General features: G+C 63.0%; 15 protein-coding genes, 2 pseudogenes and 1 other annotated feature. Of the genes and pseudogenes, 8 read left to right on the top strand and 9 right to left on the bottom strand.

The features are described 5' to 3' along the window. Positions 1–254 precede the first annotated feature (254 nt). Positions 255–851: a DUF937 domain-containing protein gene (locus tag J2Y58_RS19980; RefSeq protein WP_310107093.1), complete on the bottom strand. Its 597-nt coding sequence runs from the start codon at positions 849–851 to the stop codon at positions 255–257. Positions 852–1,256: 405 nt separating this feature from the next. Beyond that, a pseudogene (locus J2Y58_RS19975) lies at positions 1,257–1,517 on the bottom strand (IS5 family transposase); the annotation flags it as partial. Positions 1,518–1,615: 98 nt separating this feature from the next. On the opposite strand from J2Y58_RS19975, the gene J2Y58_RS19970 reads away from it, so the two are divergent. Both J2Y58_RS19970 and J2Y58_RS19965 read left to right on the top strand, forming a co-directional pair. Further along, positions 1,616–1,948, top strand: a complete 333-nt coding sequence (locus J2Y58_RS19970) for a hypothetical protein (RefSeq protein WP_310107091.1) — start codon at positions 1,616–1,618, stop codon at positions 1,946–1,948. Between the two features lie 436 nt (positions 1,949–2,384). Further along, complete coding sequence (locus J2Y58_RS19965; protein ID WP_310107089.1) at positions 2,385–2,981, top strand: HAD-IA family hydrolase; 597 nt, start codon at positions 2,385–2,387, stop codon at positions 2,979–2,981. A gap of 95 nt (positions 2,982–3,076) precedes the next feature. Here J2Y58_RS19965 and J2Y58_RS19960 read toward each other — a convergent pair whose 3' ends face one another. Together J2Y58_RS19960 and J2Y58_RS19955 are read right to left on the bottom strand one after the other, a co-directional pair. Next, positions 3,077–3,739, bottom strand: coding sequence for a glutathione S-transferase family protein (locus J2Y58_RS19960; protein ID WP_310107088.1), 663 nt, complete (start codon positions 3,737–3,739; stop codon positions 3,077–3,079). Positions 3,740–3,789: 50 nt separating this feature from the next. After that, positions 3,790–4,695 (bottom strand): alpha/beta hydrolase-fold protein, encoded by a 906-nt coding sequence (locus tag J2Y58_RS19955; RefSeq protein WP_310107086.1) that lies wholly within the window; start codon positions 4,693–4,695, stop codon positions 3,790–3,792. 62 nt (positions 4,696–4,757) lie between these two features. On the opposite strand from J2Y58_RS19955, the gene J2Y58_RS19950 reads away from it, so the two are divergent. Beyond that, on the top strand, positions 4,758–5,393 hold the full coding sequence (locus tag J2Y58_RS19950; RefSeq protein WP_310107084.1) for a hypothetical protein: 636 nt from the start codon (positions 4,758–4,760) through the stop codon (positions 5,391–5,393). Here J2Y58_RS19950 and J2Y58_RS19945 read toward each other — a convergent pair. Next, the gene (locus J2Y58_RS19945; protein ID WP_310107082.1) at positions 5,335–6,102 is read right to left on the bottom strand and encodes an AraC family transcriptional regulator; all 768 of its coding nucleotides are present in this window, start codon (positions 6,100–6,102) and stop codon (positions 5,335–5,337) included. The genes J2Y58_RS19950 and J2Y58_RS19945 overlap by 59 nt on opposite strands. Positions 6,103–6,278: 176 nt before the next feature. Here J2Y58_RS19945 and J2Y58_RS19940 point away from each other — a divergent pair, with 176 nt between their 5' ends. From J2Y58_RS19940 to J2Y58_RS19920, 5 genes and pseudogenes are all read left to right on the top strand, one after another. Next, positions 6,279–6,689: a nuclear transport factor 2 family protein gene (locus J2Y58_RS19940; RefSeq protein ID WP_310107080.1), complete on the top strand. Its 411-nt coding sequence runs from the start codon at positions 6,279–6,281 to the stop codon at positions 6,687–6,689. A gap of 14 nt (positions 6,690–6,703) precedes the next feature. Continuing rightward, positions 6,704–7,471: a hypothetical protein gene (locus J2Y58_RS19935; protein ID WP_310107078.1), complete on the top strand. Its 768-nt coding sequence runs from the start codon at positions 6,704–6,706 to the stop codon at positions 7,469–7,471. After that, positions 7,464–8,651 (top strand): heparan-alpha-glucosaminide N-acetyltransferase domain-containing protein, encoded by a 1,188-nt coding sequence (locus J2Y58_RS19930; protein ID WP_310107076.1) that lies wholly within the window; start codon positions 7,464–7,466, stop codon positions 8,649–8,651. The genes J2Y58_RS19935 and J2Y58_RS19930 overlap by 8 nt, the downstream gene beginning before the upstream one ends. Positions 8,652–8,964: 313 nt before the next feature. Continuing rightward, positions 8,965–9,120: pseudogene (locus J2Y58_RS19925) on the top strand (type IV secretory system conjugative DNA transfer family protein); the annotation flags it as partial. A 186-nt stretch (positions 9,121–9,306) separates the two neighbouring features. After that, a protein-coding gene (locus J2Y58_RS19920) for an IS5 family transposase (RefSeq protein ID WP_310107074.1) occupies positions 9,307–10,064 on the top strand; the annotation gives its coding sequence in 2 pieces (ribosomal slippage) (positions 9,307–9,637 and positions 9,637–10,064; 759 coding nt in all). A 16-nt stretch (positions 10,065–10,080) separates the two neighbouring features. Here the strand turns inward: J2Y58_RS19920 and J2Y58_RS19915 are convergent. From J2Y58_RS19915 to J2Y58_RS19900, 4 genes are all read right to left on the bottom strand, one after another. Next, positions 10,081–10,503 (bottom strand): VOC family protein, encoded by a 423-nt coding sequence (locus tag J2Y58_RS19915; RefSeq protein WP_310107072.1) that lies wholly within the window; start codon positions 10,501–10,503, stop codon positions 10,081–10,083. 69 nt (positions 10,504–10,572) lie between these two features. Then, positions 10,573–11,430: a helix-turn-helix domain-containing protein gene (locus J2Y58_RS19910; RefSeq protein ID WP_310107071.1), complete on the bottom strand. Its 858-nt coding sequence runs from the start codon at positions 11,428–11,430 to the stop codon at positions 10,573–10,575. A gap of 239 nt (positions 11,431–11,669) precedes the next feature. Then, positions 11,670–12,901 (bottom strand): IS3 family transposase gene (locus J2Y58_RS19905; protein WP_310107068.1). Its coding sequence is split into 2 segments (ribosomal slippage): positions 11,670–12,610 and positions 12,610–12,901, totalling 1,233 coding nucleotides; the frame shifts between segments, so codons are not numbered across the junction. Continuing rightward, positions 12,501–12,617, bottom strand: a sequence feature (AL1L pseudoknot). (Overlaps the previous gene by 117 nt.) Before the next feature lie 219 nt (positions 12,902–13,120). After that, positions 13,121–14,353 (bottom strand): tyrosine-type recombinase/integrase, encoded by a 1,233-nt coding sequence (locus J2Y58_RS19900; RefSeq protein WP_310107066.1) that lies wholly within the window; start codon positions 14,351–14,353, stop codon positions 13,121–13,123. Positions 14,354–14,534 lie beyond the last annotated feature (181 nt).

Raw genomic sequence — 14,534 nt, 5'->3', positions numbered from 1 at the left:
CGTGCCAGCGCTGGTTGCAGCGATGCAGGACTGAGCGCCCCTCGCATCCGTCCCGCTACGTCGCAGCACCGGGACGTTCTCACACAGCCTCCACCCAATGCAGACATTGGCTGTGGTCAGATCATCATCATTCGGCGCATATCATTATACCCCTGGGGCTTGACCCGGGGTCTGCCTTCCTCCGTGCCACGCGTGCGGATCGGAGGCAGGTGATCCCGGATCGAGCCCGGTATGACGAAAGAAGCATGTGGGCCTTAGCGCTTGCCGCCAAGCATCCCGCCGAGGATGTGACCGAGCGGGTTGCCGCCCGCCGCGCCGCCGCCTATCGCGCCCCCGAGCAGAGAGCCGAGCACGCCCCCCATACCCCCGCCGGCGCCCCCGCCGAGGGCCCCGCCAAGCGCGCCGCCCAGTTCGCCTCCAGAAGATCCGCCGCCGACCGCACTGCTACCAGCCTGCTTGGCAAAATAGCCCGCCGCGAGCATCGCCACGATCGGCAGCATCTTCTTAAGCAGGTCGGGCGACAGGCCGCTCGTGCCGGCGGCATGCTGCGCCACCGCGCGGCTGGTGTCCTTGGACCCAAAGATCGACGCCAGCACCTGATTGCCGGGTTCGACCGGAGTCGGGTCGGGCGAGACCGCCCGGTCGAACATCCCCCCGCCGCCCATTCCGCCGAGCATCCCCGCAAGCCCGCCAATCCCCTGCGGATGCGCGCCCGCCTGATCCTGCATGCCGCCAAGCACCGCTGGCAACAACGCGGCAAGCCCCGTCTGCGCGGTCGCGGGGTCTACGCCCGTATCACGCGCCAGCGACTGGGCGGCGCCGGCCTTCAGCAATTCGTCAAGCATCTGCATGTCGGTCCCTCTCGAAGTTTCTCGAGAAGCCCAAAGGTCCGAACCTGCGAACGTTCCCGCGATCACGCCACCTCAACGACCCAACGCGCCAGTTCTCGATTCCCCACTCTTCGCAGAAATTCGCGGCCCTCGTCTGCTTTCGCCCCATTGCGGACATCCATGAGGTTGCGCCAGATCCGCCGGCCGAACGTTCGCCATGGGTGGAAAGCCCACATTGAGAATGATCAGTGTTTCATGCTCGTTCTGGTGGCTGCACCAGTCGAAGCACTCCCCAAAACGCGGTCGCGGCCACCCATGCCACTGACAGGATCAGAAAGGCGACGAAAATGGCCCTAGGCATCAGAAAGTAGGTTAGTGCCTTGATGAAGAAGGGCGTAGCGTACGTTTTCGGGCCTTCTCTCACCGGTCCCCGTCGTGCGCGGCGCTGACGGCGTCCATCAGCCGATCCCACACCCCCGCCTTTCGCCATCGCACGAAGCGGTTGTAGCAGGTCGCGCGCGGGCCGTATCGCTCAGGCAGGTCGCGCCACGGGGCACCGGATCGCAACACCCAGAAGATGCCGTTCAGCACCCGTCGGTCATCGACGCGCGGCACGCCTCGCGGCTTGTTGGGCAGCAGCGGCTCGATCACGCGCCACTCGAAGTCGGTCAGGTCATAGCGGCTCATTCTGAGGCTGAATCAGTTCTTGCCGAAGCAGGCAAGGCCTCACCGTTGCCACGTCATCAAGGCCGCGCAATACAGCCGCATCGCTTGCGGAGAATGACATGAGCGCGTCGGCCTGCGTCGCATATATTGGCCTCCGCTTTGAGGTCGCCCCGGATGAGATCGAGGCTCTTGAGAACCAGAAGGATAACCGACAAGCATCGGCGCGGAGTGCTGGCCTGACCTCCTATTGGGCAAATTTCGGCGGAGATGCTGAGCGTTACCTTCTGTTGATCGGAACTCAAATCGGTATTCTCGGGCCGGAGAACGCGTCTTCTGTTCAACTCCTCGATCAAAACCTGACCGCGATCCTGTCAGACGTCAGCGCAAAGCTCGAAGCCGCAGGAATCATGGGCAGCGTCAGCCTGCATCTGGAATGGCTTAAAGACGCGTGATTCAACCGGAACCCGTTTATGAGTTCACGGCCTAGCCAAAACGGACGAGCGTTCAAGCGAGCTGAAAACGTCAGAACCGGGCGGTCTGACGCTGATCGGGCGATCTCGCCTTGCAGATCGCTACCGTCGAAAACCTGCGTCGGAAGCGGTTCATAAGTAACCGAGCCGAGCAATGTCGCTCTGTTACCCTTACCGCTGTTCGTGTGACAAACCTTGAGGTGCCCCCCGACTGCAAGCCTGAGCTTCGAGAAGGAGCAATCGGGAACACGGTTTAGGGAAAGAGGAACCGGCAGATGGTCTTCAGGACGATCAGCACGGCCGTATTTTCGTTATAGGTGCTTTTTCGAAGAAGGTTCGTCGATCCATTCTCGCTGGGCAGCGGTCTTGCTCATTCTAGTTCGGTATGATATAATTGGGGATGCGACGCAGCGCGATTATGGTAGATGTGGACGGCGTTCTCATCACGCATCCGCATGCTGCGGGCTGGGCAGAGCATCTCAATCGCGACCTCGGCATCCGAGTTGAAGACCTTCAACGCGTCTTTTTCGAGCCACACTGGAACGACGTGGTGCACGGGCGCGCCTCGCTACGAGAGAGTCTCACTCCGGCACTGGCACAATTGGCACCACAAATTACCTATGACGACTTTAGAGAATATTGGTTCAGCAACGATGCCAAAGTTAATATATGTCTTCTTAATGAATTAGCGGTATTTAGGCGCAATGGTATAGATGTGCATCTTGCTACCGTTCAGGAGCACGAGCGCGCCAGCTATCTTTGGAATGAGCTTGCATTTCGAGATCACTTCGATGCGATGCACTATTCAGCAGCGTTGGGTAAATCAAAGCCAAGGGCAGATTTCTACCAATCTATTGAGGTCGCGGTCGGGCTCAAATCGGCAGCGATCTTCTTCATCGACGATAACCAGGAAAATGTGACCGCTGCGCGAAAATGTGGCTGGACTGCTGCCGCATGGACGGGTCGCGATACCCTTGCCGACTTGATCCTCCAGCAGGCTTGGAACGGCGTCTGATGTCCGCTCGTGCGGCATAGCGGCCGTTTCCAGAATCCGATCCTTATGGAACACGCCGATCAGCTTGCTGACCGTACGTTATTCCGAAGGATGACTTAACAGGTTTCAGCTGAGAGGCTTGCAATAAATACCAGGCGCTGTGCCCCAAAAGCCCGCCTAAACGCCGGACGAGCTTCTCCACGAGCGACATAGTGCATCAAATTAGCTGATCGAGAAAGCAATGCTGTTCCATCCAGTCGGCGGAGGGCGGATATCATGAGCAGATCACCGGCAGAAAAGTCGCCGTCGAGCCATTCGTGATCTGAGAGATGCATGGATAGCCTATCGAGACGGGCGAGGATGGTCGCCTCAGCGATCGACACGTGCTCCGCATGCCATGGCTTGTCGCGTTCATTGAAGAATGACTGTTCCCTTTCCACGATTGCGGGCTCGATCGTGGCTACCGCCGCGAACATCCAGCTGATCGCGCGCGCTCTGGATCGTCGTTCAGGCGGCAGCAGACCGCTCCCCGATTGCTGCGCAAGTTCGAGGACGATGGCGCCGGATTCGAACAGGGCGATGTCGCCGGACTCGAACGTGGGTATCTGTCCGAACGGGTTGATCCAAAGGTGAGCCGGCTGTTTGAGCTCGTCGAACGACAGCAGGCGAACGTCATAGGGCTGGCCTGCTTCTTCGAGCGCCCATCGTACGATCATGTCGCGAGCGAGCCCGCGGCCTCTGTCCGGCGAAGCCCGGAACGCGGTGATCGTCGGGTTCATGCAGCTTACCTTTCTTGACGTTGTTTCACCCCCAAAGGTCATTGCCGCCGTCACCGGTCCGGTCGGACGGTTTTCGGAGGCGATGCGCCGTCGATCATATACCATGGAGTTGGCCCGGCGTCGTATGGGGGTGCCTCGTACAACCAGCGAAGCGCGTCCTCCGCTGCGCGGTGATAGACGGTCGCGTGCGTGGCCTCGCCACCATAGTCCATATAGCGAATGACAAGGTTCGCTCCGGCGCGGTTCGCGGCGACTGTGCGGAGACGATCGACGCCGTCCTGCATGGTGCCGCCTTCGTCGGCCATCGCGAGGTACAGTCTGGTGCCCGCCGGGATATTCCGCGACGCGTTATCCAGTCGTCGCAGCGGACGACGGTCGTCCCACCACAGGCTGGGGCTCACGGCCACATAGTCCTGGAACAATGCGGGCTCGTTAAGCAGCGTGTCCACGACGAAGAGTCCGGCCAGCGACTCCCCCATGACGGCTCGCCTGCCACTCCGTCCGATGTGGCTTTCGACAAACGGGATCAGTTCTTCCTTCAAAAACCGTCGAAAACGTTGCGCATGGCCGCTCTCGGGAAACGCGGCGAGATAGCGTGGGTCGCTGGGACGGGGAGTGAACTCCGCCCGGCGCTCGACGGATTGCACGCCGACCACGATCATCGGGCCATAGGTTGCGCTCAACGAGGCAAGGTTCGCCAAGCCCGCGACGTGGACGAAGTCCTGTTCGGTCCCGCCGTCGAGCAGGTAGACGACCGGCAAGCTGCCGCCCAGCCGCTCGTGGGCGGGCGGGAGCCAGATGTTCACCTCGCGCGTGTCGTCCATGATCCGCGAGGTGAAGCGGTAGGTCGTGCCCAGGGTGACGACCTGTGGCTGGGGGGAGACCACCCTATCTTGCGAGACTGCGGCCGTCGATAGCAGGATCGATCCGACAAGAATGGTGCGCAACCAGATCACGATGGCTCCCGGCGTAGATACGGTATCGGCGAACCGGTATGGAGGATCGATCCGGAGCGGCGATGATGAAAGTGACACTAACCTCCGACATTCACGCCGTCGCGTCTTCCATCAACGTGCGCTCCGCTGCGTTTACACGACCGTTCATCGTCGCCATCGATGGGAGGAGCGGCACGGGTAAATCGACGTTCGCCGCGGCGCTTGCCAAGCATATGAACGCCGTTGCGATCGATGGCGACGACTTCTACCAGGGCGGCACCGGCATCGCGACAGACCCTCTGGCGAAGCGGGCATCACGATGCATCGACTGGCGCGCACAGCGCACTGTTCTGACGACGCTGCGCGCGGGACGGTCGGCCGCCTATCATCCGTTCGACTGGAACCGCTTCGACGGCAACTGCGTCCCGGCGGAGCACGTCGTTCCTTCCTCGCCCCTGATCCTGCTCGAAGGCGTCTATTCCGCCCGACCCGAACTCGCGGACCTGCTCGACTTCCGCATTCTGCTGCAAGCCTCGGCCGCGCTACGACACGAGCGGCTGCTGTGCAGGGAGGGGGCGATCGGCGAATGGGAACGCCGATGGCATGAGGCGGAGGACTGGTATTTTGCCAACTGCGTACCGATTGATGGCTTCGACCTCGTCATTGAAGCCCTGATCGACGACGGAGATCGCGAGGCGCGACGCCCAAAGTGTTCCTGATGGTGTCAGTCATGTGCGAGTGGCTGCCGAAGCCGCACTCGTAGGCAATGTCGGTCATCGACGCTGTATCGGCCATGATTCGGTGACACGCTTCCGCGATCCGCACCGTGCGGCGGTAGCCGCGAACCGTCTGCCCTGTTTCCGATTTGAACAGATGCATGAGGTGGAAAGATGACAAGCCCGCTGCCCGGGCCAAGTCCTCGATCGATAGATTCGCCGTCACGTCGGCATGAATGCAGTCGCGCACGGTCATTACTGCCCGGTCGCGTCGGGCCCCCGCGCCGCCAGCCTTCGCGATCAACCCGAACCTCGTTTCCGCAATGGCCCGGACAAGGTCCAGCACCAGCTCCTCGCGCGCAAGGCGATCACCGTGCGACGGCTGAAGAGCCCGCGTGAGCCTGATATGGCGAGCCAGTACGGCGGGGGCTGTCGGGAACTCGCGCAGCGCATCCACCGAACCAAAGGCCTCGTCCAGCAAGGAAGGATCAAGTGCGATCAGCGTACTGTCATCCCCTTTATCGAGCGGATGCGACGTGCGGAACTCAGTGCCTGCCTTGTAGAGGACGACGGTAGCCGGCGAGACCATCCATTGGCGTTGGCCGACATGGGCCTTGAAACAGCCGCGCCGAACCAGCGTGAGATGTGACGTGTCCTCGGCGGCGGAGCATCCGCATCCGCCCCGGCCCATGGTGCAACGGTGGTCGGTCACGGTGAAGACTGCCGATCTCAGTTTTTCAATGGATGTCTGGATGGGTTACGTCCTCTGCCGGGCACACGATCATAGCAGCTTTTCGGAAGCGCGTCAGCATCGATAGCGACAGATTGCCCGGCAGCCCTTTCTCGCGGGGAAACCATATGCTTGCCAGAATAGCCGCAGCTACGCTGATGGCCATCACGCCCGCGGCCTCTCTTGGAAGCAGCGACGACGTGGATGGTGTGTCGAGACGGTTCGACGATCTGCAATATCGCGGCGACAGGGCGGGAATCGAGGCGATCGTCTCGCCCCGGCTACGCTATATCACGGGGACCGGCGATGTCCGCGGGCGAGAGGCCTTCCTGGCTGCGACGACGGTGTCGGGAAGCAGGCTCAATCCCTTCGATATTCGCGAACGCGAGATCGTCCGCATGGGCGACCGATCGGCCGCCGTGCTTGGCCTGGCGACGATCAGCGGCTCCGATGCTAGTGGACGCCGCTTCAGCCGCACGCTCCGATATCTCGACCTGTTCGAGCGCATCGACGGGCGGTGGCGCGTGGTGCTGGTACAAGTAACCCCGGTCGCGGCCTCTCTGCGGTGATGTCGAAGTGTAATATGCATCGAAGTGCTGCCGATAGCGCTTGCGCCGCCGGGATTGTTGCGTTTGCCGTCGTCAACCTGACGTTCGGTTCCTTCGCTCTTCAATATCAACCTATGCCCGTATCCTTGGCAAAGCTTTCCTGGCTCTCGATCGCGAGCGCGCTCGTGATGGTGTCAGCCGGTTCAGCCATGGCTTGGCCGCGCACCACGCGGATTGCCGCGATGGCGGTCGCCTGCTGGCTGGCGACTTGGGTGGTGGCACTCCACTTGCCGACCATTATAACGCACCCTGCCAGCTTCGGCCGCCTGCTGCCCGCGAGTGAGGTCGTCGCCATGGCGGTCGGCCCAGCGCTGATCGCCACAACTGGTCGGGGCGCGGAGCCGATGACCCGTATTTGGCTCTGCCTATTCGCGGCGGCGCAGTTCGTCTTCGGGCTCTGTCACTTCCTCTATCTCGACATTACCTCGTCGATGGTACCCGGATGGCTGCCCGGCAGGGCGGCTTGGGCGGTAGTGACGGGCGTCGCGCATCTCGCGGCCGGTACGGCCATGGCGTTTCGGATCAGGCTGCGACCGATCGGTGGCTTGCTCGCGGTCATGTACCTCGCCTTCGCGCTGCTGGTCTGCGCACCCCTGGTCGCCGCCACGCCGGATCGTCATCTTCCGTGGTTGATGCTGACGATCACATCGTGCTGCGCGGCGAGCGCGTTCAAGGTCAGCACATTGGACTATCCATTTCGGGCCGACATTGCCGCCGTGGCGTCACGCTCGCACGATGCCTGACATGATGGAAGCGCGAAGCGGTGGCGGCATCCGTGTGGGCGTGCCGCGGGTCCAGACGATTGACGCCCTGCGCGGGCTGATGATCGTGCTGATGGTGCTCGATCACGTCCGGGATTTCTCTCACCGGACCGCGCTGATCGCTGATCCGCTTGACCTATCGACCGGCGATGGGGCGCTGTTCGCAACGCGATGGATCACGCATCTGTGCGCTCCCACGTTCCTCGTCCTGGCAGGCATTTCGATCTGGTTGCAGCAGGCCGGTGGCAAAACGGGAGCACAGCTCTCACGCTTCCTACTGACCCGCGGCCTGTGGTTGATTCTCCTCGAGTTCACCATCGTCGGTCTGGGCTTCAACCTTGCACCATGGTTGTTCTTCCAGGTCCTGTGGGTCCTGGGATCGGGGTTCGTAGCGATGGCGTTGCTGGTGCGGCTGTCACGTGCGACCGTCCTTGTGATCGGCATCCTTCTGCTGTTGGCAAATCCGGTGTTGATGCTCTTCCCGATAAGCGTATTCGCGCAGCCGTTCGCGACATTCGGGCGGTTCGACGGCTTCGGGCTCCCCGGCCTGATCGCCTATCCGCTGCTCCCCTGGCTAGGTCTGATTCTGCTGGGCTATGGCATTGGTCCGTTGTTCCTTCGCCCGCCGGAAGACCAGGCACGTAGTCTGACGAGAGCGGCGAGCTGCGGGGCCGCAGCTTTTACCGTCTTGCGCGCTCCGAACCTATATAGCTTAGATTACAAACCGTGGTCGGTCCAGACGAGCGACATGCTCACTATTCTGGATTTCGTGGATGTCGCCAAATATCCGCCATCGTTCCTCTATGTAGTTCTGACGTTATCGTTGTCTGCGTTCCTGTACGTGCTGCTACTGGCGCGCGTGGCAGCACCAATGGCGCGTCCGCTTGGCGTTCTCGGGCGCACCGCGCTCTTTACGTACTTGTTGCATATCTGGGTGGCACATCTGCTCGCGGTCGCGATCGGGATTGTCTCCGGCGTGCCGGCTGGGGCGTTTTCCGGTCACCTCGCCGAGCCGTCGCGGCTGATCGCAGCTCGCTGGGGGGTCGGTCTACCTGCGACCTATGCGTTGTGGATTACGGTGCTCGCGATCATGTACCCGCTGGCGCAGAGGTACGACCGCTACAAGCAGGTAGGCCGGCGGAGATGGACGAGCTATCTGTAATCGGTCTGCGGCGAGTACCTCGGTCTGCAGTAATACCCGGCTAGGCGAACGGGCCATTGCTCCCTAACGCCTACACCTTCGCCCACGGCGACTATAGTGCGGCGCGAGCGCATCGCGCAGTTCACACAGGTCGATCAGCCCGTCTATCCTGCGTAGGATATGATCGGCGGGGATTATCGCTCCCAGTGCCCGCCAACTTGCGCCCTTGCCACCTCGCTGTTGCTCACCCATCATGGCCGCTGCTCCCGATGTGTCGAAGCAGGGAACCCGTTAGGAACGCGATCGGCTCACCCCGCCTTTTTCAACAGCCCCGGTCGTGTTCGAGACCATGAGCCGCGCGATCGACAGCGACGGAACCGGCATATCGTTCGGATCGCAGCATGTCGGCCGCCCCCTGCTCACGCCCGATGAAGTCCGCACGCTGCGCGAGGATTTGCAGCTCCTGTTCCTCGCGGGGCAACGTCCGATCGGCGACGGCGTGGAGCTTGGTGTTCAACCGGTCCGAGCTGACGCTTTATTCGGGCGGAATTCATGGCCTCAAGTCGTTCTCCGCGAGCTTGCAGATGCTGCCAACGCCGGAATGGCTCACTTCTTAAGGTCAGGACCCATTGATGTGAGCGTCACGATCTGATTCAGGCTCCGCAAGGAGACCGGAATGAGCGACCTGTTTTGGCTGACTGATGTGCAGATGGAGCGGTTGCGGCCGTTCTTCCCCAAGAGTCACGGCAAGCCGCGTGTGGATGACCGGCGGGTGCTGAGTGGCATCGTGTTCGTCAACAAGAACGGGCTGCGCTGGCGAGATGCACCCGCCGCCTACGGTTCGCACAAGACGCTCTACAATCGGTGGAAGCGTTGGGGTGAGGCAGGCGTGTTCACGCGCATGATGGAGGGGCTGGCGGCAAAAGGTGCCGAGCCGAAGACGGCCATGATCGACGCGACTTACCTGAAGGCGCACCGCACGGCCTCAAGCCTGCGGGTAAAAAAAGGGGTCTCGGCCGCCTGATCGGGCGCACCAAGGGCGGCATGAACACCAAGCTCCACGCCGTCGCCGACGCGAACGGCCGGCCCTTGAGTTTCTTCATGACCGCTGGCCAGGTCAGTGACTACACCGGCGCGGCAGCGCTGCTCGACGACATGCCCAAGGCGCAGTGGCTGCTTGGCGATCGCGGCTATGACGCCGACTGGTTCAGGGACGCTCTCCAGGCAAAGGGCATTCAGCCATGCATCCCGGGTCGGCGATCACGCAACGAGCCGATCAGGTATGACAAGCGCCGCTACCGACGCCGCAGCCGCATCGAGATCATGTTCGGCCGCCTCAAGGATTGGCGACGCGTCGCCACCCGCTACGATCGCTGCCCCACCGCCTTCTTTTTTGCCGTCGCCCTCGCTGCCACGGTCATCTTCTGGCTGTGATCAACGAGTCCTGACCCTAGCTGGCGTACGGGTCGTAGCTGCCGAAGGTCCAGGCGTTACCTTCCGGATCGCGCACGCTGTAGCTGCGGCCACCCTGCGGCTGGTCCTCAGGCCCCATGAAGATGTCGCCACCCTGCTGCCGCGCGACCGACGCGTGATCATCAATGTCGTCGAGGACGACGTAGATCGACTGGGTGTTCGCGCCGGCCTCGGCGACGGTCGCCATGGGGGCAGCGGCGGCGAAGGGTGTCTGCTGCGCGGACGAGACCATGATCATCTGGCCATCGCGCACCAGTTGGGCGTGGGCGATGCAATTCGGCTGGTTCGCGTCCGGGTACACGGCGTGCTTCGTGAAGCCGAATCCCCGGCAAAGGAAGTCGATGGCGGCGGGCGCGTCCGCGTAGCGGATGTTGGGGATGATGGCGGGACGAACGGACATTTTGATCTCCTCTTGCTGGAGGGAAGTAGCTAGCGGGTTCCGGTTAGACGCGATTGAAGCTTTGTGCGCCTATTCGCGAACGCCCCCGGCATCAGGCAGCAGGCGGTTCCTGAGTTCGCGCGGCGTCATCTCGGCGTACCGCCCCACCTCGCGCGTGAGGTGGGCCTGATCGGCATAGCCCGCGTCCAAGGCTGCTTCCGCGAGCGACAGGGTGGGCATCGCCTGCATGATGTTGGCGAAGCGCTCGAAGCGGGCGAGCCCGGCGAACGCCCGCGGTTCAAGCCCCACCTCGGCCTGCACGTGCCGCGCCAGACGCCGCCGGCTCCAGCCGATCTCGGCCACCAGGGACTGCACGCGCTGCCCTTTGGCGAGGCGCGAGAGGATGAAGCACGTCATAGGGTCTCTCGGCGCCGTGGACCGGAGCCGATCCCCCACGAATTCGTCGAGCACACTCCACCCCGCCTCCGATGACCCCGCGTCCAGCAGCCTCTCACCGATTGAGCGATGTCCAGCGCCCAGGTCGTCTAGTGCGACCACCCCGTCCGAGAGTTCCGCCAGTGCCACGCCGGCGAGCCGACTCAGGTTTTCGAGTGGCGCATGGACATGGAAGCCCATCATCTCGCCCGTCGATCTCGAGAGAGAGGTCCCTTGGGCGATGCCGCCGACAAAGCCATCCCCCGCGCGCAGACGATGCAACTCCCCGCGGGCGTCCACGATCTCGAGATCGCTCCCGAGATTGATGATGAACACGCCGGTTGTGCCGGCGAGTTCCCGCCGGGTGGTGAAGCTTTGCGTCTCTTCGTTCCACCAACTGTAGCGTTTCACGAAGGGCGCGATTGTTTCGTGCGGACGGGCGTCGATGATTTCCCATCGATCCGTTCCATCGTCGAAGACGCGCCTGTTCAATGACCGTTTCACAAGGTCCATCGTAGCATCCTGACCAGTCACGCCTAGTAGGTCTGAGCAGCGGTAGTCTGGCGGAGGCAGTCTCCGACGAGCCCTTCCTCTTCCAAACTTGAGGCCGGGTTGGCGCGAGAGCGCGTGAAGCGAACGTTTTTGACGGACGTGACATGGCCATCTGACCGGTTTTTATCGGGATCGCTCGCGCGCCAGTTTGACTCTTCGATTGAACCGCGCCGGGTTTGCCGGAGGCCGTTGGATGTGAGTCACGCCGCCATATCGATGATGTCCGCGGCAGCATAGTATTGCTCTTCGGCTTCGGCGGGCGGGATGTTGCCGATAGGCTCGAGCAGCCGGCGATGATTGAACCAGTCGACCCATTCCAGCGTGGCGTACTCGACCGCCTCGAAGCTGCGCCACGGCCCGCGCCGGTGGATCACCTCGGCCTTGTAGAGGCCATTGATGGTTTCAGCCAAAGCGTTGTCGTAGCTGTCGCCGACGCTGCCGACCGACGGTTCGATTCCCGCTTCGGCAAGGCGCTCGGTGTACTTGATCGACACGTATTGGCTGCCGCGATCGGAGTGGTGGACGAGGCCGCCACCCCGCATCGGTCGTCGGTCGTGAAGCGCCTGCTCGAGCGCATCCAGGACGAAGCTGGCATGCGCCGTCCTGCTGGCTCGCCAACCAACGATCCGGCGAGCGTAGGTGTCGATGACGAACGCCACGTAGACGAACCCCGCCCAAGTCGCGACATAGGTGAAGTCCGATACCCAGAGCCTGTTCGGCGCCGGCGCACGGAACTGCCGGTTCACCCGGTCGAGCGGGCATGGCGCTGCTCTGTCGCTGATGGTGGTGCGGACCGGCTTGCCGCGGATCACGCCGGCCAGGCCCATCGCCCGCATCAGGCGGGCAACGGTGCAGCGGGCGACGTCGAGCCCTTCGCGCCGCAGCTGCCGCCAGACCTTGCGCACGCCGTAGACGCGGAAGTTCTCCTCGAACACGCGGCGCACCTCCGGTCCGAGCGCGTCATCACGCCGAGCCCGAGCCGACCTCCTGGTCGGCTCAATCCTTCTGGCTGCATGGGCATGATAGGTCGACGGGGCGATCGGCAGAACCCGGCAGATCGGCTCGACCCCGTACACCTCGCGATGCGCGTCGATGAACGACACCATCACCTCGCTCGGCGGTCGAGCTCTGCCATCGCAAAATATGCAGATGCCTTACGCAGGATCTCGTTGGCCTGGCGCAGCTCGCGGTTCTCCCGCTCCAGCGCTTTCATCCGGTCGGCAACGCCGCTTGGCACTCCAGCGCGCGTGCCGCTGTCGACCTCGGCCTTCTTCACCCACTCGTGCAGCGTCTGACCCGCGCACCCGATCTTCGCCGCGATCGACACCACCGCGGCCCAGCGCGACGGGTGATCCTTTTCGTGGTCCAGCACCATCCGCACCGCCCGCGCGCGCACCTCAGGTGAAAACTTGTTGGTCGTCTTACTCGTCATAGCCCCTTCCTCTCAGGAGTTGGGGCCTCCGACAAACCCGGCGCGGTTCAACGTGTCACCAAACCATTGGCTTAGGTGCGACCTGACTTCGTCGCTGAGTGGCGCGGCCACAGCGTCGTGCGCTGGTTGAGCATACTGCTTCCCGGGCCGTTGGATCTGCCCGCGCCAACTGCCTAAGGGCGGATCGATAGCCTCGAGTATCACGCCATCTTCCTTATCTCAGGTCGGAGAACCTCGACGGTGCATTCGTCCACTCGGAAGAGCAAGCACGATATGAGCTACATGAACCTTGCCGGCGTGATCGCGGTAGCGCTCGGTATCGCGGACGTACTCCGCCACCATGTCGATCGAGGCGTGGCGGCTGTGCTCTCGCATTTTGAACAGATTGGCGTTCTGTCGTCCTGCCTCGGTGAGAAACCCGGCGCGCAACGAGTGCCCGGAGAACGCTTCGGGCGGATAGCCTGCCGCAGCTGCGGCCGCCTTGACCACCAGCGCCACTCCCTTCGTGCTCATTGGCTTGTCGGTAAGGCGCCCCTGGGGTGTCAGCTTGCGGAACACCGGCCCCTCGGTGATCCCAGCGACTGCGAGCCACGCTTCGTAATGACGAACCGGCTCTAGCCGCGGCCCGTCCAGTACGGCGACGCCCTGGCCTTCACCATATTGGTCGGTCTTCGACGATTTGACCCTGACCGTCAGACCCTCGCGGTCGCGCGTCACCTGGCCGACGGTGATCGCCACCAGCTCCGAGCGCCGGAATGCGCCGCCCATTCCGATCGCGAGGAGCGCGCGGTCGCGGTGCCCGCGAAGATCGTCGCCGGCGATCGCGCGGAGCATGTCGCGCAGGATGTCGCCGTCGGCCGCGCGCTTCTTGCGCTTCTCCTCGCCAGCCTTGGTGCGCCGGATCCCGCCCATGACCAGGTCGAGGTCGCTGGCGCCGGGTTGCGACGTCGGCGGCTCAACCTTGGCCATCCGGTGCGCGAACACGATCGCGGCGAGGCGCCGTTCGATCGTCGACCGGCTCAGCTTCCGGGGCGGGCGGGGATCGCGCAGCTTGCCCGTCTTGGTGCGCTGCTCGGCCGCGGGCGTGAAGCCGGTGGTCGCCAGTTCGCTGAGGAACGCCGCGACCGTCGCCGGCGTCGCCGGCAGCGGCCGATATCGCCGTTCGAGGCACCAGGCGACGAAGAGATCCCAGTCGGACTTGTAGGATTGGAGCGTCGCGGGCGCGCGGCCGCGCTTGGCAAAGCCGTCAACGCGCTCCTGATCGCTGGGCGCCAGCTCGGGGAGGTAGAGGTCCTGCGGATCGGCATGATCAAGGATCTTGAGCGCGCCGCTGGCGATCGCGTCGAGGTCGGCCGGACTGTCGGCATCAGGCGGTACGCGGCCGCCAGCCAGCTCGTCGGCTTGCCCGCCAGTCTCACCAGCCGTGACAGGAATCTCATCATCGGTGACCATCGACCGTTTCGTTCGTCATCGTGGTTGAGACTCGTTGCACGGGCGTGAGACTGGTCTCGCATTTCGGGCAAAATCCGTAGCCGGAACGTGTAGGTTTCCCTAAAATGGTGGACGCCATCCTACCTACAGCAGCAGCTGAAAAGAGTGGATCTGCGCCCGAAACAGTGGACGGCAGCCGCTC

Origin of the sequence: Sphingomonas sp. BE138 (assembly GCF_031456125.1) — a bacterium.
In the GTDB taxonomy this organism is placed as follows: Bacteria; Pseudomonadota; Alphaproteobacteria; order Sphingomonadales; family Sphingomonadaceae; genus Sphingomonas.
The sequence above is the reverse complement of the archived record's forward strand: the minus strand, read 5'-3'. Positions and strand labels throughout refer to the sequence as shown.